The organism is Faecalibacterium sp. AF27-11BH, assembly GCF_003603005.1.
Lineage (GTDB): Bacteria > Bacillota > Clostridia > Oscillospirales > Ruminococcaceae > Faecalibacterium > Faecalibacterium taiwanense.
The window spans coordinates 15,150-34,085 of sequence record NZ_QVGS01000002.1 but is presented as its reverse complement, the minus strand read 5'-3'; the positions used below and the strand labels follow the sequence as shown (position 1 = coordinate 34,085).

Genomic DNA, 18,936 nt, shown 5'->3' with positions numbered 1-18,936 from the left:
TGCGGCCGTAGCTCATCTGGTAGAGCGCCACCTTGCCAAGGTGGAGGTAGCGAGTTCGAGCCTCGTCGGCCGCTCCATAACGGAGCAGCAACGGTTGCTCCAATATGGCCCGGTAGCTCAGTTGGTTAGAGCACCAGCCTGTCACGCTGGGGGTCGTCGGTTCGAGCCCGATCCGGGTCGCCACCAAGAAAGCGCAAGCTTTCACCTACTTTGAAACTTGTTTTCAGGGCATCAGAAATGATGGGTGCAAGGTAAAATGCACCGAATATGCGGCCGTAGCTCATCTGGTAGAGCGCCACCTTGCCAAGGTGGAGGTAGCGAGTTCGAGCCTCGTCGGCCGCTCCAACAGGAGTGGAAATTCACTCCTAAATATGGTGACGTGGCCAAGTGGTAAGGCAAGGGTCTGCAAAACCCTCATCCACCAGTTCAAATCTGGTCGTCACCTCCAAAGAGACTTCTAAAATTCATCGTTATTACGATAGTTTTAGAAGTCTTTTCTTTTTTGCGTTTATCTACCAAAAATGCTATAATGTTATCAAATCCCTTCTTTTCCCCACTTTTTCCAATGAGTAAGGCTACCAATAAGGCTACTAAAGGCCACCAATGAGGTGATAACATGAGCGATAGCAAAAAAACACGCCGTCCTAAAGGTGACGGAAGTATTAAATTCGACCCTGAAAAGAAAAAATGGGTTGCTAGAATCACAGCCCATCGAGCTGACGGTACACCTTACAGAAAAACCTTTGAAGGAAAGACTCAAAGAGAAACCGCCCAAAAGCGTGATGAATGGAAAGCCTTGCATGATAAAGTTCCCGCTGGAAAGCGTGAAATGGTCTACCTGTCTGATTATATCATGACATGGATGCAGAATGTAAAGAAGGGTTCTATCAAACTTACTACCTATGAACGCTATCTTAGGGACGTTAAGACACACATCATCCCTTCTGTTGGAAATCTTCGCCTTATCAATCTTAGCACCTCTACCATTCAAACCGAACTTTGCAACAAAATGCGTGATGCTAAAGACTGCAACGGAAACGAACTTTATTCATTTAGTGCTATCCGCAATGCCTTCAATACTTTGCACAGTTGTCTCCAATATGCCGTTGATGTCGGGGATATAAGCCTAAATCCCTGTGATAAGGTACAGTTACCCACTGAGCGCAAAGCAAATACTAAACAAATCAGTCCTCTATCCGATGATGAAGCAAAGCAATTTCTAATGGCCTGTGAAATGGGTGTATCTCAATACGAATGGGTCTATAAGCTCATTCTTTATACTGGTTTGCGTGAGGGTGAAGCTTGCGCCCTTCGTCCTGATGATGTAAACCTTGAAAACGGCTATCTTTCCATTCACGCGACCATCATTCCAAACATCGACTCTGAAACAGGTACTAGAGCCAAAGGCTTTGTCTATCAAAACAGCACTAAAACTAAAAAAGATAGACGTGCTTACTTTGGGGATGCTGCTAGAACACTTTTGATTGAACGTCTAAAATCTTGCCCCAATGGTTGCTATCTTGCTAATAAAAGCCAAACACCTGTCAATCTAGTTTACCTTGGACGGCAGTTCAAAAAGGTATGCGAACGTGCCAACATCACCACGAATCATACTTTGCATGATTTACGCCATACTTGTGCAACAAAGTTAGTTCAAAGCGGAACGGACGCAAAAACCGTTTCTGCACAGCTTGGACACTCAAATATTAAAACAACACTAGATTATTATGTTCATCCTTCCGAAAATGACAAAGCTAACGCAATGCGTTCATTGAACTGGGATTAAATTTAACAGGATGAAACAATATCTTCGCATAGCTCTTGATATGGATTATCTTTATAGTAGCGCTTGCATTCACCTGTTTTCCGACTCCGTACCACTAACATAATATTTTCCGAATCAATCCAAATTTTATATTTTGCGTTGGTGTATTGCACATCAACGCATTTTTCTTTAAACTTATAACTGATTCCATATCCTTCAAACAATTTAACAAGAAAGTTTTTGCAGTTTGGATTGTTTACAAAATCATTATACTGCATCCACTTCCGGGAACGACTGCTATTTTTATCTTTTTTCATACTGTCGAAAACTCCTTATGTTACATAGCCCTAACGATGATATATATTTTTGCATGTCGAATCGTAAAATATATGTAGTCGATAGATTTAGTAGTTATTTATGACTAACCTTATACTTAAAAATAAAGCCGCCAACTGTACGGCGCTCACCTCTTGCACAATGACTGATGTTGCCCGCATCAAGCCCGGTTTTCTCCGCTGCTTCTATAACACTGGAATACTCCGCAATCACGTTTCCTTCTGCATCATACTGGATTACAGGCTTTCCGTTCTTGCCTTTAAGGGCTGCGCTAAGCCTTGCTCGTTGTTCGTCTGTTAGCTTACGGCCTTTACTCGCTGCGCTTATATGTTCTCCGTGATGTCCATAGTTGCAATTTTCCTTTGCTGTTAAAAACTCTAAATTTTCAACCGCATTATTCGCCGGGTTTTCATCCTTATGGTTTACTTGCTTCTTTTGCCAATCTTCCGGGATATCGGCAATATAGGTATGATTGCTTGTTGATATTCGCTGTACTTGTGGACTTCGTAACAGGTTACAGCTTCTTTTTTGCCCAAAACATACTCTGCATATACCTTGTTAGGATTGATTTTAAGGCTAATCATACCTTCGCTTTCATCTACGATGGTAACGCCCTCTAGCAGTGACTTTAGATTGTTCTCTGCTTCTCTGCCTGTAGGTCTTGCAAATCTAATCATGCAAGTATCAATGGATGCTCTAATATCTAACGCTTGTAGGAAAGATTCTGTACTCATAGCATTCCTCCTTGGAATTTTAACATATCGTCCCGGCGACGTTCTATGACCCCCTCCGGGGGCTTGTAGAGCGTTTGAGGACATTTCTAATATAAATTCATTAAACGATAATAGACCGCCCTACACGGCTTGTAGCGGCTCTGGTGTGGATGCCGTTTTATGCCTGTGCGGCTGTTGATTGGCTATGCCGTCATTTTGGAAAATTAAGCCCTAATATTTGTAAATTGCGAAATTTTCTTTTGTTAAATCGTGAAAACACCTTATTTTACAGCGTTTATTGAGCATCACAAAGTTCCTATTTAGCAACGCTTTATGAAATTCAGTTTTTATTATAGATTCTCCAATTTAACAGAATAAGGGAATCGCCAACAAGAGCGCCCATTGCTGGACGCTCAATGTTGCTTTACTGTTCTTCTTTGAGTTCTCGCTTATACTTGTAATAGGTGTTCCGGGCAAGTCCTGCCAACTTCATGCACTCTGCATCGTTCAGTGTGCCACCAAAGTCCTTAGAGTGCTGCTTGATGATGGCTTTCGCCGGGGCTGCTTTCTTGATGTTCAACTTTGCGCCTGTCTTTCCACCAATCTGTTTACCGTTCAAACGTGCGGTCTGGATGCCCTCGCGTGTTCTCTCGTGCAAATCATCGACTTCTTTTTGTGCCTGTGCAAATGCAAGCTCTATCTGCTCTTTTGCAAGGTCTGCAATATAGTCGTTAATGGCTTCAATCACTTTATCAAACTTCGTTCCCGTTGTGGGGATACTGTTCTGTTTGGCTTTGTCGTAGGTTGCTGTATTGATATGGGGTTCTTTCAGAAAAACCAAATTCACGCCTTTGCCGTAAAGCTTTTGATAGAGCTTGTATCCGTCCTCTGCGTTACGGCTCATACGGCTAACGCTATCAAACACAAGAGTAACAGGCTTTCCCTTCTCAAGGTCTTTATCAATCTGCCTCAACAACTTGTCGAACACTGGGCGGTCAATCTTCGTTCCCGTGTACGCTTCTTCTTCAACGTGTGCGTCTGGGTAAGCAGATTTGATGTTCCGGGTCTGGCGGTCAATGCTCTGCTGCTTGGTGCTGATTCTCGCATATCCGTATGTCATAGCTTGTACCTCTTTGTATCAAGTTCAACGTTCATTTGATTTGCTACAATCATTATAGCACGATTCCACATCAATAGCAATATGTTTTGATACAAAATCATAATACGTTGGTTTTGATACTTGTTTTTCTTTTCTCAAAGAACATAAAAAGCCCGATGCCAAAAGTAGCACCGAGCTTAAAGTTTCTTGCATGGGTTTAGTCCTGTCTGTCTATCTTAACGCTAGAGTTGCCCCTAGCACAATCTCTGTAAAAGATTAGCTCTAATATTAGGTGGGTCAATGTTTAGTTGTAGTAATAGGTTTTCCCGGATTGTTTTTTAATCCACTCTGGAAGGTCTGCTCTGATAACACGGTAAGTTCTTCCAATTCTAAAAGCAGGAAAATCTCTTTGCTTGACAAGAATGTATGCCTTGTTTCTGCCAATGCCTAATTCTTTTGCCATTTCCATGACACCCATAGTTTGCGATAGCGGAGCGGTTAGGTCACAATCGGTCATTCAATCACCTTTTTGCCTTTCTGTACTCAAAGTGTCCCGGTCTTTCCGGGGCTGTGATTAGTATTATACTCATTCCCGTAATGATGTCAAGGGGAATGTTTGCTTTTTGCACAATCCAGACAGCTTAATTATTTAAATATTTGTTATATTTGTCAACTCGAATTATTTTTCTTATTATTTTCTCAACTTTATAAGGTCACTAATAAGGTTACTAACTCAGCACAAATTTTATATTTTTATCTAATTTACATTGTTTTTCTTATTTATGAAATGGTCTGCAAAACCCTCATCCACCAGTTCAAATCTGGTCGTCACCTCCAAAAGATTCCCGGAAGCTTCGGCTTCCGGGATTTTTTTGTTTTGCGTTGTTCCCTATCAGCCTCCTCGCCCTCTCCGTCACCTACGGTGACAGACTCCCCCGGAGCGGGGGAAGTCTTTCCTCAAAGGGAGAGCCTCTGGCGAAACCGGTCACTTTGCAGTTAAGCCGAAAAGTCTGCCGCAGTGCCGCACTTTCGCAGAAAGCGGCACTGCAAATGCCGTCTACCTTTACGCCCCCTCCAGTGAAAATGCAATGCCGGAGCTTCCGCGGACGCTCCGGCATTGCTCTCTTAAAAATTATTCTTCCGCTGAATACGGCCGGAGCAAGGCGTAGGCCATTCCAGATCGTCCCCCTCAGAACTTCAGCCGCATCTGGTACCACACCACGCCCCCGTGGGTGGAGCCGGAAACGCCCTCGTTCACAAAGCCGAACTTTGCATAGTAGTGCACCAGGGCCTCCTTGCAGGTCAGTACCAGCCCCTTCCGGCCTTGGGCCCGGGCGTCGGCAATGGCCTGCTGCAGCAGCTGCCCGGCGTACCCCTGTCTGCGGCAGGCCGGGATGGTGTTTACCCCAAAGATCATCTGCCAGGCACCATTCTCCCGGTGGAGGGAGGCGTCGGCGTACATCTCATCGGTCAGGTCCGGCCAGTCGGTGCAAAAGCCGTCCACAAAGGCCAGCAGCCTTTCCCCCTCCCACAGCAGCCAAAAATGATCGCCGTACTGCTGCAGCCGCTCGGCAAACTCCTCTGCCGTAGCCGCCTCTGCCGCCGGGAAGCAGGCCGCCTCCACCGCTGCAATGGCCTCCAAGTCCTTTAAGGTCCCCTTACGGATCTCCATAAATATTCTCCCCTCTTTTTCTTCCGAGTGTACCACAGTTCCTGCCCAAAGGCAAAGGTCCTGCCGGTTTTTCCTTTTTGGGCCATTTGCATCCGCTGCCGCTCCGTGTTACAATGGCTATATTGCATCCAGGAAAGGAGCTGACACGCCATGCCCGCCGAAAACCATACCACCCTCACCCCGGATACGCCGGTGCGCTACCTGAAGGGCGTTGGCCCCAAGACCGCTGAGCGATTCGAGAAGCTGGGCATCGTGACGCTGGCCGACCTGCTGTGCCACTACCCGCGCAGATATATCGACTTCACCAAACCCTATTCCATCGCCGAAGCGCCCACCGATGTGGAGTGCGTCGTCAGGGCCGAGGTGTTCGCCAAACCCGGCGGGCGTATCCTGCCGGGCGGGCGGCGGATGGAGCGCATCACTGCCGGGGACGATGTGTCCAGTCTGGAGATCACATGGTTCAATAATCCCTATGCCGCCCAGAAGCTGCAGCTTGGGCAGGAATATTATTTTCAGGGCATCGTTACCGGCGGGATGCTGCGCCGCCAGATGGTCAACCCGCAGGTGCGCACCGCCGAGCAGATCAAGGCTTCTCCCTTTGAAGCGGTCTACCCCCAGACCGAGGGCCTGACCAGCAATGCCATCGCCAAGTGCGTGCGGCAGTTGCTGCCCCATGCAGAGCTTCTGCCCGACCCTCTTCCGCCGGAAATGCTGGCAAAATACCGCCTGCTCCCCAAGGCAGATGCCGTGCGGGCCATCCACTGCCCTGCCACCGAAGAGCAGGCCTATGCAGCCCGGCGGCGGCTGATCTATGAAGAACTTCTGGTTTTGCAGCTGGGCATTGGCCGGATGAAAAACCGGGGTGCCGCTGCCACCGGTGCGCCCATGCAGCTTGCCGACCCGTCCCCGTTCTGGGCCAGCCTGCCCTTTTCCCCCACCGGAGCCCAGCGCCGGGCCGTGAGCGAGATTCTGGCCGACATGGCGGGCGAGACTTCCATGAACCGCCTTTTGCAGGGCGATGTGGGCAGCGGCAAAACGCTGGTGGCGGCTGCCGCCATCTGGGCCTGCATCCGAGCGGGGTATCAGGCCGCGCTGCTGGCCCCGACGGAAATTCTGGCCACCCAGCACGCCGAAGGCCTGAACCGGATGCTTGCCCCCTTCGGGATGCGGGTGGCCCTGCTGACCGGCGGCATGAAGGCCGCTGCACGCCGCACCACCCTTGCCGCCATCCGGAACGACGAAGCCGACCTTGTGGTGGGCACCCACGCCATCCTCAGCGAAGGCGTAGAGTTTGCCCGGCTTGGTCTTGCCGTGATCGACGAGCAGCACCGCTTTGGGGTACGGCAGCGCGGAATGCTGGCCGAAAAGGCCGCGAATCCGCACCTGCTGGTGATGAGCGCAACGCCCATTCCCCGCACGCTGGGCCTGCTCATCTACGGCGATTTGGACATCTCCATTCTGGACGAGCTGCCGCCGGGCCGCACCCCGGTCAAAACCCGCTGCATCACCGGCAAAAAGCGGCGCGACCTCTACCATTTTCTCGATCAGGAGATTGGCAGAGGGCGGCAGGTGTATCTGGTCTGCCCCGCCATCGAGGACACACCGGATGGCGGGCTGAACGCCGTTAAGAGCTACTACGAGGACATTGCCAAAGCCCTGCTGCCGGAGCGCCGGGTAGGCCTGATGCACGGCAAGCTCAAACCCAAGGAGAAAGCTGCCGTGATGGAGGACTTCAAAGCCGGACGGCTGGACGCACTGGTGTCCACCACCGTCATTGAGGTGGGTGTGGATGTGCCCAATGCCAGCGTAATGGTGATCGAAAACGCAGAGCGCTACGGTCTGAGCGCCCTGCATCAGCTGCGCGGCCGCGTGGGACGCGGTGCAGCGGAGAGCTGGTGCTTTCTTGTCAGCGACAACCAAAGCGAAAACGTACAAAAGCGGCTGAAATTTTTGTGCAGCACCACGGACGGCTTTGCGGTGGCGCAGTACGATCTGGAGACCCGCGGCCCCGGCGACTTTTTCGGCAGCCGCCAGCACGGCCTGCCCACCCTGCAGATCGCCGACCTGATGAACGACACCCGCACCCTGCACGCTGCGCAGGCGGAAGCCGTTGCCATGCTGGCCGACGACCCGCTGCTGGAAGCGCCGGAGCACGTACTGCTGGAACAGCAGGTGCAGCAGATGTTCGAGAAAGCCGGAGCCATGAACTGATCCGGAGGCTTTTTGCGCACAAGCAACAGCAAATGCAAAAGCCGCTGCACGGCTGGTGCAGCGGCCCCTGTTATCGAACGGAACGCTTTGCGTGCCGTTCGCCCATGCTTATCACATCGCAGAACACGCATCGGCTTTTGGTGGAAAGCTGGGTATCCTTATGGTAGCAGCCAAAAAACCACTTGTCGTAGGTCAGCTTCAACAAAATTTTATCCAGAAAGCTGTGCAGCTGGTTGGTCTCGCCGCTGGCAAGGGCGGTAAAATCCAAAAATCTGCTTGGCGCATCGTGGGTCAGCACATAATCCACTTTGTAATCGCACTCTGCAAGGTTCTCCTCACAAAAGGCGTATTCCTCCTCCGAAGGCATTTCTTCCCTCCACCAGTTCACGCCGGGTTCCCGATCCTCCACATCCTGACTTTCCGCACCGCCAAAGCACAGGTATTTTTTATTCTCCAATTCCAGCACGCTGCCGCGGCACACATGGTACACATTGCCGCCCAGTGCCTGCACCTTGCCGCCAAAGCGTTCCTCGGTGGGATACTGCTTTAAAAGGTCGTAGTTTTCGTGGCTGCCGTCCAGAAACAGCAGGGTATACGGGCGCTTGCGCAGCCAATCCAGCTTTTTCTGTTCCTCCTTGCTGCCGTCCCACACAAAGCCAAAGTCGCCCAGTACCACCACGGTATCCCGTTTGCCCAGCCAGCGCAGCTTGCCGTGCTTGAAGCGGTCGATGTCGCCGTGGGTGTCCCCTGTCAGATATACCATTCCTGTCCTCCCTGACCGGATGTGAAATCGGCACAATAAGCCTTGTCACACCCCGCCAAACCTGTTATTATAAAGAATACAGTCTTCCGCTGTGATCTCGTTCTTATCCGGCGCACTGCACCTGTGCCGTGCTGCCTGTTGTTTTATATTATCGCTTTTTAAAGGAATTGTCCACATGAAACGTATTTTTGCGCTGGTTTTGTCGTTCGCTGTCCTGTTCAGCTGCCTTGTGCTGCCCGCTGGGGCTATGTTCGACCCCACCCCGGTCTATCAGGTGCAGGCACAGAGTGCCTATATCGTCAACACCGATACCAATATCATCGTCTATGATAAGGACAGCACAAAGCAGGTATCCGCCGGTGGTCTGACAAAGTACATGACCATTGCCCTGCTGCTGACCAACTATGCCGACCATCTGGACGACACCTTCCAGATGCCCTTTGCCATCTCGGATTACGTTTATAACACCAACAACGCCGATATGCGCTCCAACGAGACCTTTACCTACCGCGAAGCCATGTACGCCATGCTGACCCGCAACGCCAACGAAGCCGCCATGGGCCTTGCCTATGCCCTTTCCGGCGGCGACCTCGCGGGCTGGGTGAGCCAGATGAACACCCTGTCCCAGCGCATCGGCACCACCGGCAGCACCTGGACGGATGCCTGCGGCATCGACAGCGGCAACGTGACCTGTGCCGTGGATATGTACCTGATCCTGCGCTATCTGATGAGCTTTGATGCCTTTGTGGAGGTTTCCGGTGCGCCCAGCTTTACCATGCCCGCCAAAGAAAAACACCGTTCTTCGTCTGTTCTGGTCAGCCAGAACGCCGCGCTGAGCAAATCCAGCGGCGGCAAATACTACCGCAGCGCCATGCAGGGCGGCATGTGCGATGTGACCGCATTCAAAAGCGACAGTGGCAATCAGAGCTATGTTTCATGGGCCAATAAGGATGGTGCCACCTATATTTTCTGCGTGATGCAAAGCCCGGACACCTGCGACGATTTCGGCTACGCCAACCGTCGCCCGGCCCTGTGCGAGACCGTGAAGCTGATGGACTGGGTGTTCGACAGCTTTTCCATTCAGGCCGCACTGGACACCGACCTTACGCTGGCCGAGATCCCGGTGAAGTATTCCTCCGATACCAGCTCCCTGCAGCTGTATCCCGCCGACAGCATGATGACCCTGCTGCCTTCCACCGGCGACGGCAGCGTGACCCAGAAATATTTCCACCTGCCGGATTCCGTGTGTGCCCCTGTCCAGCAGGGCGATGTGGTGGGTACCGTGGAACTGAAGCTTGCCGGTGAGACCATTGGCGTGGTGGACCTGATCGCCGGGCAGGATGTCAGCCGCAACCCGCTGCTGTTCACTGTGGCGCGTTTTCAGGAATTCTTAGGCAGTCTGTACCTCAAAGTTGTAATAACACTGAGTATTATTTCCATCATCATCTACTTTGCGTGGGTCCTTTTGAACAACTGGAACCGCCGCAAGCCCACCAGAAAGATCCGCCGCCGCTGAGCTTTGCACCGTTCAGCCGCATTTTGTGGAAAAGTGATACAAAAAGCCCCGTCAGCCTTTTCAGGATGACGGGGCTTTTGGTTGCGCCAGCAGGAGTCGAACCTACGATGGGGGAGTCAAAGTCCCCTGCCTTACCGCTTGGCGATGGCGCATCGTGCAAGATATTATACCATATTCTTTGTTTTTCCACAAGGGGAAGGTTCCACTTTTCCGCTTTTGCGGCGGCTCTGTGCCGCCTTTTGCAGCCTGCAATTTGTGAAAAACCAATTTTTTTCATCATAACAACAAAGCACGCCCATTTTGTTGCGCTTTTGTTACACTGCATGTGGTAAATATAGGATTGAATAAACCTCCTCTTCCCGGCTTTTTCGTCTACTGCCTCATGGCGGGGACATCGAGGTCTGTTCTGGTGTTTCCGTTCCCGGCATGCACCACATCCCAATTCGTCAGGAAAGCGAGGAGTCATATGAAAAAGATCTTGAAAATGCTGGTCCTCGGTCTGCTCAGCGCTGCACTGCTCTGCTGTGCACTGCCCTCTGCCTTTGCCGCAGAAGACAAGGATTCGCAGGTCTACACCATTGGTCTGGATGCCATGGGCGGCAGCAGCTCCGCTGTGGCAGTCACCACCAATCTGAGCGGCAAACTCAGTGCCCTGCCCGCGCAGCCTGCGCTGGAAGGCTACACCTTTGACGGCTGGTATACCGAGCCGGTGGGCGGCACAAAAATCAGCACCTCTACGGTGTTTACCGGTGATACCACTGTGTACGCACACTGGACCGTGAAAAATGCCACCACTTCCACCAGCACATCCACGCCCGCTCAGCCGGAACAGACCGCGCAGGAATACGATGACGGCCCGATTTTGAGCGTTCTGACGGTAGCCGGTGCTCTGATCACCACGCTGGCCGTGGCTGCCTTTATTTAAGTCTTTTCACACACTGTATCAATTTTATCAATAGAAAGGAAAATCTCCATGTCTACTATGAAACTGCCCGCAAACTATGCCTCCATCAGCGAAGAGGAAATGGTCTATCTGGACGGTGGTGCCCGCGACGCTTACAACAGCTTCCTGAATGTCGGTAAGGTGTTCAACGCCATTGCCCGCATCTTCTCCGGTGCAAGCTCCATCATCAACAATGTCAACGTGATCTACCAGTCCTTCCTGACTCTGGGCGATCTGCTGAAGAGCTTCTGATCCGGCTTCTATTTTCATCTGTTTTTCAAGAACTGTCTCCGTTGTGGGGACAGTTCTTTTTGTTTTTAACGCATTTTAATCGTTTACATCAAAAGAAACAATTTTTCTTTGGCTTTGGCAAAAAAATGCACGAAAAAGGCATTTTTGTTACGCTTTTGTTACGCATACTGTGCTAACATATAAGGTGGAAGGTCATTCATCAAACTGGCGCTTTCACGCCGAAAACTGATATATCAAATGTGGTTTTGTGGTGCGAAAATTTTCGTATTTGTCGAAGGTTTTCGTTCGCCCAATCCGACCACTTTTTGCGGGAGAAATCGATCATTATGCCAGACCGTGAACTGCGGCACATGCGCCGCACCGAATTAGTCGAGATCATTCTGGCGCTCAAGCAGAGCGAGGACCGGCTCCGGGCAGAAAACGCTGCCCTGTCTGCCCAGCTGCAGGAACGGCAGATCCATATTGAAAACGCAGGTTCCATTGCGCAGGCTGCACTGGAGCTGAACAAGGTGTTTGAAGCGGCGCAGGCTGCGGCTGATGAATACGTTGCATCGGTGCTCGCAGCAAACAAAAACACCGATGCCGCTGCCAGCGCTCTGCGCGCTCAGGCGGAAGCCGAAGCCCAGCAGATCCTTGCACAGGCACAGACCGAGGCTGCGAACCTGAAGGCCCGCACCCAGCAGCAGTGCGACGCGGAAACGGAAGCCGCTGCACGCAAGCGCGCCCAGACCGAAGCGGACTGCAAGGCAATGCTTGCCCGGACGCAGCAGGAGATCCAGCAGCGCCGGGCCGCTTTTGACCGCCGGGCCAGCGAACTGCTGGACGGCTATCACAGCACGGAATTCCTGCCGGAGGAGCGTGCCAAATGAAAGAGCAAAAGATCAGGTTCACGCCCATTCCATCCACAGCAGAGGTGGAAGCAGAGCGCGAACGTCTGGCCTACCGCAGCCGTTATATGCGGGTGCTGCGCAGCACGGTCTACACGCTGCTGGTGGTCGCAGCCGTTGCCGTGCTGCTGGCCACCCTGTTTCTGCCGGTGCTGCAGGTCTCTGGCGACAGCATGAACCCCACTCTGCAGGACCGGGACATCATTCTGCTGGTCAAGGACAGCGACATGAAGACCGGCGACCTTTGCGGATTTTACTGGCAGAACAAGCTTCTGCTCAAGCGCATCATCGGCCTGCCCGGTGATGTGATCGAACTGGACGAGGACGGTGTGGTCACTGTGAACGGCCAGACGCTGGATGAGCCCTATGTAGATGAACTGGCTCTGGGCGAATGCGACATCAAATTTCCCTATCAGGTGCCGGAAAACCGGTATTTCGTACTGGGTGACCATCGGGCCACCTCCATTGACAGCCGCAGCAGTGTGATCGGCTGTGTGGAAAAAAGTCAGATCGTAGGCAAGGTTTTTTTGCGGGTATGGCCCTTGTCCAACTTCTCGTTGATCCACTAAGGAGGTTTAGGAATCATGCGGGATATCGTGAAAGAATATCAGAAAAAGTTCCGTCGGAACCACCAGCGCGCCAGACGCTATACTGCGCTGCTGCTGGCACTGGCGCTTACCACCAGCCTGTTCGTGAACTGGCAGCTGCACGGCGTGGGCATTGCCAAAACGGCCGAATATCTGTGCGGCGAGTTGGAGCACGAGCACACCGCTGCCTGCTATGAAAAGCAGCTGGTGTGCGGCTATGAGGAAGGCGAACCGGAGGACTGGAACGCCACCATGACGGACGACGGCATGTCTTTTGATGATACATTCGACATGGATGATGATGCGTTCGGCGTGGATGCGGATGATCCCGGCATTGCAGCCCATTCCGCAGAGCCGGAGTACATCTTTGTGCCCCATGAGCACACCGACGACTGCTACCAGGAAGTGCGGGAGCTGACCTGCCTGGAAGAAGAGCACACCCACGACGACAGCTGTTTTGATGAGGATGGTGTCACCTTCATCTGCGATAAATTCGAGCTCGCCCTCTTCCAGACCGCACACCACCACCTATGAGCTGGTGTGCGGTCTGGAAGAGGGCGAGCTTGTAGAAGAAGTGAACCCCGATTATGACCCGGTGGCCCTGTTTGAGGAGCCGGTGGCCGCAAAGCCCGTGGTGGTCGATCCTGTGACCGAGCCCCCGGTGCACCACCACACCGATGCCTGCTACGAGGAAGTGCTGGTCTGCGGCCTGCCGGAGCATCACCACACGGTGAACTGCCTGTCCGACCCGCTGGACGGCACGCAGGACGAGGACGAATGGCTGGCACAGACCGGCACCACGCTAAGCGGCAACTGGGCCGACGACCTGCTGGCCGTAGCCGAGAGCCAGCTGGGCTATGAGCAGAGCGAGCGCAACTTCCAGCTGGACGATGCCGACGGCGAGACCGTGCGCCACTACACCCGCTACGGCAACGACTACGGCAACGACTACGGCCCATGGGACGTGATGTTCCTTTCCTACTGCCTGAAATATGCCGATATCCCCCAGAGCGCTATCCCGCAGGTTTCCAGCGTGCTGTCTTTGCACAGCCAGCTGCGCAGCGCGCTGTACAACGAAGAGACCGGCAGCGGCTATGCCATGGATTTTGACGGTGATCTGCCGTCTGATGCCGCAATGCCCGGTGATATCGTCATTTACAATGGCACCGTGACCAAGGCCGTGGCCGCGGAAAGCCAGCCGTTGCAGGTGCAGGATGATTCCGCCGATGCCGACATTGCCCTGCTCTCCATGGATGCTGCGGCCACCACCGACACCGCGCCCCACATTGAGGAATACACCGTGGATACCAGCACCGTTGGCATCGTGAGCGATGTGGACGAAGATTTCGGCACCCTGACCGTGATCTCCGGCGATGTGGATGGCAAGGTGGCTAAAGTCACGCTGAATGCTTCGCAGGTGACAACGCTGGTGTCTGTGGCAAATGCGCAACAGGCCGATTACGGCGTGGCTACGCCGGATTTCAAAGTCGAAGATGACGCAGGTGCCATTACCACCATCAAAGGTCTGGATGCACTGGATTACCTCACTGCTCTGACGGTGCAGCGCAAGAATGGCACTGAATACGAGGATACCAACGTCACCACCATTTCGGAGCCTCTGCACAGCAGCCTTACCGTCAAAGATATCCCGGCCCAAGCGATCCAGGACAACGACTACTTTGTCCACGTTAAGCTGCCCAAGAGCTTTGATGTGCTGGAGGACGAGCTTATCTCCGGCAAACTGGAAGATACCGGCAATTATGTCACCTGCGGCAGCTACCAGCTGCTCAAGGGGAATGACGGCTGCTGGTACGCCGTGCTGCGGTACGACCAAAACTATATCAAACAGAAAGAGGAGGCAGACGCAGGCGCGGATACTTCCGATGCCAAGGTCACCAGCAACGTTTCCTTCAATTTCCAGTGGAACCAGAGCGAGGTCACCAGCAGCGGCTTTAATCAGATCGAGGTCAACAAAGATTACGCCCTTGATATCACCATCAACCCGGATGAAACCCCCGATGAGGACAAAAAAGACGATAAGAACTATGACCTTAACCAGAGCGTGAAGGACCCGCGCTGCGATGGCAATGATGCCTATCTGGATTACACTGTTACGCTTGTGGTCCAGAACGAACAGGCCGGCCCGCTGACGCTTGCGGACAGCATGACCCTGCCCACCGGCGTAACCGCCGAATATGTCGAAGACTCGCTCCAGCTCCGCATGGAAGAAGGCGATACAGCGCCCGGAATCACTTGGGAAAATGTTAATGATGAGCGCAAGATCACCTTGGGTTCTGCCGGTTCCCCCATTGCCGCAGGCACCTATTATATCCGCTACACCGTCAAGCTGAACAAAACGGCTTTTGACGGTGAAGTAATCAATAACATCAAGATTCTGGACACGCCCATCAGCGATGATGCCGAGAAGTCGGTAAAAACCGACAGCCTTATGATCACCAGTCAGGCCGATCCGTCCGACTACGAACTTCCCTCTACCGGCGGGGCCGGTACCAAACTGTATACAGCAGGTGGCGGCGCACTGATGCTTGCCGCTCTGGTGTGCGGGGTTTGCAGAAAGCGCAGACGCGAAAGGAGGGCACGTTAAAAAGCCTGCATCCTTCCTGACACGGCGGCAAAATTGATTCTGCGCCGGAAGCAGACCCTGAAAATAGGAATCAGAAAAACTTGAAAGGAGACTTTCGCAAATCATGATGAAGAAAGCAATCAAAAAGCTGCTGGCCGCACTGCTGGCAGTTGCCATGGTGTGCGCCATGGCGATCCCGGCGTTTGCATACAACTATTGGGAGACTGAGGAGGACCTCGGCACAAACCACTGTTACGACGCTTTCCAGATCTTCACGGGTGATGTTACGGGTAATGATACTGATGGCTTTAAGATTTCCAACGTTGGGTGGGGCAGCAGCATCGCTCATCCTAACGAGTTTCTGGCGCAGTTGACGAAAGATTCTACCATCGGCGGTGAGTTTGAAACTAGTTTCACTCCTCAGGAAGCTGCTGCGGTTATCAGCCAATGGAGTGATTCCGATAATAACAGCATCGCTTTTGCGCGTTGTGTATGCAACTATGTCTACTCGGATGGAAACTCGACACCCGTCCTTCAAGGTGGTCACACCAATGGCTTCAAACTTGAAGAGGCAGGTTATTATCTGATCGTTGATACTTCCTCCTTTAGCAGTGACGCTAATAACGATTCCTATCATGCCTACAATTCCTTCCTGCTGAAGGTTAACAAAGCAAACTATCACGTTCAAATTACGCCTAAGGTTGTAAAGCCCACTGTTGAGAAGAAAGTCTACGACAACGACGATAATAGCTCTTGGGGTGACAATAACGGTTGGGGCAGTTCCGCTGACCATGCAATCAACGAAGAGTTCAAGTTCAGGCTGATCGCTAAGTTGCCCGCAAGCGAAGGCCGTGCTTACGATTACTATAAAAAGTACACTGTTTGCTTCAATGATACTCTGTCCGAGGGCATTACCTTTGACAAATTGGATACGGTGGAAATCACAAATGGCGATGGCGGTGCTTCACAAGTGATCGATGCTGCTAACTATACACGTACACCGAACGGTTCTCAGTTCTTCAAACTGAGCATTGATGATGTCAAGACCTGTGCACCAGGGCTCAATTTGAATGACGGCGCGACTATTACGGTCACCTATACTGCACACCTGAACGAAAATGCCGCTGTCAATGGCTCTGCCGAGAACAAAAACAGCGTACGGCTCCAGTACTCTAATAACCCCAGACCCGACGGCGAATACTTGGGCTACACTCCCAACTACACTCCCGAAAGCGAAGTCTATGTGTACACCTACCAGCTGAACAACACCAAGTATCACGATAAAGCTGAACATGGCAACGAGTTGAAGGACGTTGGCTTCCGTCTGTACAGCGATGCGGATTATAAGAATGAAGTGGAGCTCTACCAAGACGGCGAATTCTACTACCCCATCAAAAACGCATCCAATAAACAGGCTGTTGAAATGAAGTCTGCCGAGGATGGCACGTTCAACGTTAAAGGTCTGGACGCTGGCACCTACTACCTGAAGGAGACCAAAACTCCTGCCAATTACAATCCCTGCGATGTACCCCCTGTGATCATCAAGGCAAACCACAAAGGAAATCAGGTTGATCTGAACGGTTCCACCCTGTCTACCACCATCATCAACAACAAAGCCGGCGGCATTACCCTGCCCTCCACCGGCGGCATCGGCACTACCATCTTCTATGTGGTCGGCGGCGGCCTGATGGTTGCGGCCATCGTTCTGCTGGTCACCAAGAAGCGCATGGAGAATAAGTAATTTCGCCTTTTTCCCCCAGCACCCCCGGAACTGCGGGGCCGCAAGGCTCCCGGCTCCTATCCTTATAACATTAGGGAGTAGCCCATGAAAAAGAACAAAAGCACCATCATCCTGATCCTCGTCTTTTTCGTGGGTCTATCCGTGATGTTATACCCCACCCTCAGCGATTACGTCAACCAGCTGCATCAGTCCCGTGCTGTGGCCACCTATGCCGAGGATGTGGACAATCTGACCGATGCCGACTACAGCGCCTATTTCGAGGCGGCAGATGCGTTCAATGCGCAGATCGCCGCCGACCCGGACGCTTTGTATTTCCCGCAGCGCTTTCCCACCTACGAAAGCACGCTGGATGTGACCGGCACCGGCATTATGGGCTACATCACCATTGAAAAGATCGGTGTGGAGCTGCCCATCTACCACGGCACCAGCGATGGCGTGCTGCAGATCGCCGCAGGCCACTTGGAGGGCACCAGCCTGCCGGTGGGCGGCGGCAGCACCCACGCGGTCATTTCGGCTCACCGCGGCCTGCCCAGCGCCAAGCTGTTCACCAATCTGGACCAGCTGGAAGTGGGCGACACCTTCACCATCACGGTGCTGGACCGGGTGCTGACCTATGAGGTGGACCAGATCTCCATTGTGCTGCCCACCGAGACGGACAACCTCAAGGTGGTGGACGGCAAGGATTACGTCACCCTGATGACCTGCACCCCCTACGGCATCAACTCCCACCGCCTTCTGGTGCGGGGACGGCGCATCGAAACGCCGGACAAGCTCAAGCACATCCGTGTAACAGCCGATGCCATCAAGATCGAACCGATCATCACAGCTCCCATCATGGCACTGCCCCTGCTGCTGGTGCTGCTGCTCTGGCTGCTGTTCTCCAACCGCAAACGCAAATCTACAAGAGGTGAAAAACATGAAACGCACTGATCTCAAAAAGCACGCTGCGGCCCTGCTTTTGGTGCTGTGCCTTCTGGTAACAAGTGCGCTGCCTGCCCTTGCCACCAGCGCAAACATCAAGCTGGTGGACAGCAGCGGCAATCCCACTACCGGCACCATCTGCGTTACGCTGTACGACAGCGCCAACGATAAGGCGCTGAGCGGCGGCAAGCTCACTTTGTACCGTGTGGCCGAGGTAAAGCGCCAAAACGGCAACCTGAGCTACGAATACTGCGGCGATTTCTACGGCTGCGGCATTGCGCTGGGTGATTTGACCGACAGCACCCTTGCGGCCCAGCTGCAGGAGTATCTGCCCCAAAGCGCCGAGGGCACCACGAAGACCATTGATGCGGACGGCAACGTGACCTTCCGTGGTCTGGAGCTGGGCCTGTATCTGATCGTGCAGACCGAGGCTTCCAAGGGCTATGAGCCGATCAATCCGTTCCTTGTCTCTCTGCCCATGGCGGAGGATGGCAAGTGGAATTATGCGGTGGATGCCAGCCCCAAGGTGGGTGCTTACACCCCCACCAAGCCGGACACGCCGCCTACGCCCCCTACCCCGCCTACGCCCGATTATCCTGATACGCCTACCCCGCCGGACAACCCGGATAACCCGGTCTCTCCCGGTAATCCGGACAATCCCGTGGCTCCGGGCCATCCGGACAATCCCGTGGCCCCGGGCCATCCGGATCATCCGGTAGCACCCGGTAATCCAGACAGCCCCGTTCTGCCGGGCCACCCGGATAACCCGGCAATGAGCGGTCTGCCGCAGACCGGTCAGCTGAACTGGCCCGTGCCGGTGCTGGCTGTCAGCGGTGTGGTGCTGTTTGCATTCGGCTGGGCGCTGGATCGCAAATACCGCACAGTATAATTTTATTCTGATACAACAAAGAGGACCCGACGCAGATGCATCGGGTCCTCTTTTTCG

18 protein-coding genes and 5 tRNA genes are annotated in these 18,936 nt (G+C 53.1%); 16 read left to right on the top strand and 7 right to left on the bottom strand.

The window, feature by feature from the left end; all coding sequences use genetic code 11:
• The first annotated feature begins 1 nt into the window (after position 1).
• The 5 genes from DWY76_RS02680 to DWY76_RS02660 all read left to right on the top strand — a co-directional run bounded on the left by DWY76_RS02680 (position 2) and on the right by DWY76_RS02660 (position 1,786).
• A tRNA-Gly gene (locus DWY76_RS02680) sits at positions 2-77 on the top strand.
• Between the two features lie 29 nt (positions 78-106).
• Positions 107-183 (top strand) — tRNA-Asp (locus tag DWY76_RS02675).
• A gap of 86 nt (positions 184-269) precedes the next feature.
• Positions 270-345, top strand: a tRNA-Gly gene (locus DWY76_RS02670).
• A gap of 28 nt (positions 346-373) precedes the next feature.
• Positions 374-448 (top strand) — tRNA-Cys (locus tag DWY76_RS02665).
• 168 nt (positions 449-616) lie between these two features.
• Positions 617-1,786, top strand: coding sequence for a site-specific integrase (locus DWY76_RS02660; protein WP_120079707.1), 1,170 nt, complete (start codon positions 617-619; stop codon positions 1,784-1,786).
• Positions 1,787-1,788: 2 nt separating this feature from the next.
• Here the strand turns inward: DWY76_RS02660 and DWY76_RS02655 are convergent, their stop codons facing one another.
• The 5 genes from DWY76_RS02655 to DWY76_RS02630 all read right to left on the bottom strand — a co-directional run bounded on the left by DWY76_RS02655 (position 1,789) and on the right by DWY76_RS02630 (position 5,585).
• Entirely contained in the window at positions 1,789-2,082 is a 294-nt protein-coding gene (locus DWY76_RS02655; protein ID WP_120079705.1) for a hypothetical protein, read from the bottom strand.
• Between the two features lie 441 nt (positions 2,083-2,523).
• Positions 2,524-2,835, bottom strand: a complete 312-nt coding sequence (locus tag DWY76_RS14300; protein ID WP_243111900.1) for a hypothetical protein — start codon at positions 2,833-2,835, stop codon at positions 2,524-2,526.
• Between the two features lie 403 nt (positions 2,836-3,238).
• Complete coding sequence (locus tag DWY76_RS02640) at positions 3,239-3,934, bottom strand: recombinase family protein (protein ID WP_120079701.1); 696 nt, start codon at positions 3,932-3,934, stop codon at positions 3,239-3,241.
• A gap of 283 nt (positions 3,935-4,217) precedes the next feature.
• Entirely contained in the window at positions 4,218-4,430 is a 213-nt protein-coding gene (locus DWY76_RS02635; RefSeq protein ID WP_120079699.1) for a helix-turn-helix domain-containing protein, read from the bottom strand.
• Between the two features lie 672 nt (positions 4,431-5,102).
• On the bottom strand, positions 5,103-5,585 hold the full coding sequence (locus DWY76_RS02630) for a GNAT family N-acetyltransferase (protein WP_097773887.1): 483 nt from the start codon (positions 5,583-5,585) through the stop codon (positions 5,103-5,105).
• Positions 5,586-5,735: 150 nt separating this feature from the next.
• Between DWY76_RS02630 and recG the strand changes: the two genes are divergently transcribed.
• Positions 5,736-7,796 (top strand): ATP-dependent DNA helicase RecG, encoded by a 2,061-nt coding sequence (gene recG, locus DWY76_RS02625; protein WP_120079697.1) that lies wholly within the window; start codon positions 5,736-5,738, stop codon positions 7,794-7,796.
• Between the two features lie 70 nt (positions 7,797-7,866).
• Here recG and DWY76_RS02620 read toward each other — a convergent pair whose 3' ends face one another.
• The gene (locus DWY76_RS02620; RefSeq protein WP_120079695.1) at positions 7,867-8,559 is read right to left on the bottom strand and encodes a metallophosphoesterase; all 693 of its coding nucleotides are present in this window, start codon (positions 8,557-8,559) and stop codon (positions 7,867-7,869) included.
• Positions 8,560-8,734: 175 nt separating this feature from the next.
• On the opposite strand from DWY76_RS02620, the gene DWY76_RS02615 reads away from it, so the two are divergent.
• Complete coding sequence (locus tag DWY76_RS02615; protein WP_097773890.1) at positions 8,735-10,075, top strand: D-alanyl-D-alanine carboxypeptidase; 1,341 nt, start codon at positions 8,735-8,737, stop codon at positions 10,073-10,075.
• Positions 10,076-10,153: 78 nt separating this feature from the next.
• Here the strand turns inward: DWY76_RS02615 and DWY76_RS02610 are convergent.
• Positions 10,154-10,227 (bottom strand) — tRNA-Gln (locus DWY76_RS02610).
• A 314-nt stretch (positions 10,228-10,541) separates the two neighbouring features.
• On the opposite strand from DWY76_RS02610, the gene DWY76_RS02605 reads away from it, so the two are divergent.
• The 9 genes from DWY76_RS02605 to DWY76_RS02565 all read left to right on the top strand — a co-directional run bounded on the left by DWY76_RS02605 (position 10,542) and on the right by DWY76_RS02565 (position 18,879).
• Positions 10,542-11,000, top strand: a complete 459-nt coding sequence (locus DWY76_RS02605) for an InlB B-repeat-containing protein (protein ID WP_242960021.1) — start codon at positions 10,542-10,544, stop codon at positions 10,998-11,000.
• Positions 11,001-11,048: 48 nt separating this feature from the next.
• A complete protein-coding gene (locus DWY76_RS02600) occupies positions 11,049-11,270 on the top strand; it encodes a hypothetical protein (protein WP_223388047.1) in 222 nt (73 codons plus the stop codon).
• Between the two features lie 326 nt (positions 11,271-11,596).
• Entirely contained in the window at positions 11,597-12,139 is a 543-nt protein-coding gene (locus DWY76_RS02595) for a hypothetical protein (protein ID WP_005945339.1), read from the top strand.
• Complete coding sequence (gene lepB, locus DWY76_RS02590) at positions 12,136-12,726, top strand: signal peptidase I (protein WP_120079691.1); 591 nt, start codon at positions 12,136-12,138, stop codon at positions 12,724-12,726. The genes DWY76_RS02595 and lepB overlap by 4 nt, the downstream gene beginning before the upstream one ends.
• Before the next feature lie 15 nt (positions 12,727-12,741).
• Positions 12,742-13,278: a hypothetical protein gene (locus DWY76_RS02585; RefSeq protein ID WP_120079689.1), complete on the top strand. Its 537-nt coding sequence runs from the start codon at positions 12,742-12,744 to the stop codon at positions 13,276-13,278.
• The gene (locus tag DWY76_RS02580; RefSeq protein ID WP_165852553.1) at positions 13,211-15,349 is read left to right on the top strand and encodes an LPXTG cell wall anchor domain-containing protein; all 2,139 of its coding nucleotides are present in this window, start codon (positions 13,211-13,213) and stop codon (positions 15,347-15,349) included. The genes DWY76_RS02585 and DWY76_RS02580 overlap by 68 nt, the downstream gene beginning before the upstream one ends.
• A 103-nt stretch (positions 15,350-15,452) precedes the next feature.
• Positions 15,453-17,069, top strand: a complete 1,617-nt coding sequence (locus DWY76_RS02575) for an isopeptide-forming domain-containing fimbrial protein (protein WP_120079685.1) — start codon at positions 15,453-15,455, stop codon at positions 17,067-17,069.
• 84 nt (positions 17,070-17,153) lie between these two features.
• Positions 17,154-17,999: a class C sortase gene (locus tag DWY76_RS02570; protein ID WP_097780842.1), complete on the top strand. Its 846-nt coding sequence runs from the start codon at positions 17,154-17,156 to the stop codon at positions 17,997-17,999.
• Positions 17,986-18,879, top strand: a complete 894-nt coding sequence (locus tag DWY76_RS02565; RefSeq protein WP_120079683.1) for a SpaA isopeptide-forming pilin-related protein — start codon at positions 17,986-17,988, stop codon at positions 18,877-18,879. Before DWY76_RS02570 ends, DWY76_RS02565 begins: the two co-directional genes overlap by 14 nt.
• Positions 18,880-18,936: the final 57 nt, after the last annotated feature.

What these genes read in the sequence shown, in the direction of transcription:
- DWY76_RS02585 (WP_120079689.1), top strand. Translation starts at nt 12,742, where the DNA reads ATGCGGGATATCGTGAAAGAATATCAGAAAAAGTTCCGTCGGAACCAC.
- DWY76_RS14300 (WP_243111900.1), bottom strand. Translation starts at nt 2,835, where the DNA reads ATGAGTACAGAATCTTTCCTACAAGCGTTAGATATTAGAGCATCCATT.
- DWY76_RS02565 (WP_120079683.1), top strand. Translation starts at nt 17,986, where the DNA reads ATGAAACGCACTGATCTCAAAAAGCACGCTGCGGCCCTGCTTTTGGTG.
- DWY76_RS02635 (WP_120079699.1), bottom strand. Translation starts at nt 4,430, where the DNA reads ATGACCGATTGTGACCTAACCGCTCCGCTATCGCAAACTATGGGTGTC.
- DWY76_RS02615 (WP_097773890.1), top strand. Translation starts at nt 8,735, where the DNA reads ATGAAACGTATTTTTGCGCTGGTTTTGTCGTTCGCTGTCCTGTTCAGC.
- DWY76_RS02595 (WP_005945339.1), top strand. Translation starts at nt 11,597, where the DNA reads ATGCCAGACCGTGAACTGCGGCACATGCGCCGCACCGAATTAGTCGAG.
- DWY76_RS02605 (WP_242960021.1), top strand. Translation starts at nt 10,542, where the DNA reads ATGAAAAAGATCTTGAAAATGCTGGTCCTCGGTCTGCTCAGCGCTGCA.
- DWY76_RS02655 (WP_120079705.1), bottom strand. Translation starts at nt 2,082, where the DNA reads ATGAAAAAAGATAAAAATAGCAGTCGTTCCCGGAAGTGGATGCAGTAT.
- DWY76_RS02580 (WP_165852553.1), top strand. Translation starts at nt 13,211, where the DNA reads ATGGTGTCACCTTCATCTGCGATAAATTCGAGCTCGCCCTCTTCCAGA.
- DWY76_RS02660 (WP_120079707.1), top strand. Translation starts at nt 617, where the DNA reads ATGAGCGATAGCAAAAAAACACGCCGTCCTAAAGGTGACGGAAGTATT.
- DWY76_RS02575 (WP_120079685.1), top strand. Translation starts at nt 15,453, where the DNA reads ATGATGAAGAAAGCAATCAAAAAGCTGCTGGCCGCACTGCTGGCAGTT.
- recG (WP_120079697.1), top strand. Translation starts at nt 5,736, where the DNA reads ATGCCCGCCGAAAACCATACCACCCTCACCCCGGATACGCCGGTGCGC.
- DWY76_RS02600 (WP_223388047.1), top strand. Translation starts at nt 11,049, where the DNA reads ATGTCTACTATGAAACTGCCCGCAAACTATGCCTCCATCAGCGAAGAG.
- DWY76_RS02630 (WP_097773887.1), bottom strand. Translation starts at nt 5,585, where the DNA reads ATGGAGATCCGTAAGGGGACCTTAAAGGACTTGGAGGCCATTGCAGCG.
- lepB (WP_120079691.1), top strand. Translation starts at nt 12,136, where the DNA reads ATGAAAGAGCAAAAGATCAGGTTCACGCCCATTCCATCCACAGCAGAG.
- DWY76_RS02570 (WP_097780842.1), top strand. Translation starts at nt 17,154, where the DNA reads ATGAAAAAGAACAAAAGCACCATCATCCTGATCCTCGTCTTTTTCGTG.
- DWY76_RS02640 (WP_120079701.1), bottom strand. Translation starts at nt 3,934, where the DNA reads ATGACATACGGATATGCGAGAATCAGCACCAAGCAGCAGAGCATTGAC.
- DWY76_RS02620 (WP_120079695.1), bottom strand. Translation starts at nt 8,559, where the DNA reads ATGGTATATCTGACAGGGGACACCCACGGCGACATCGACCGCTTCAAG.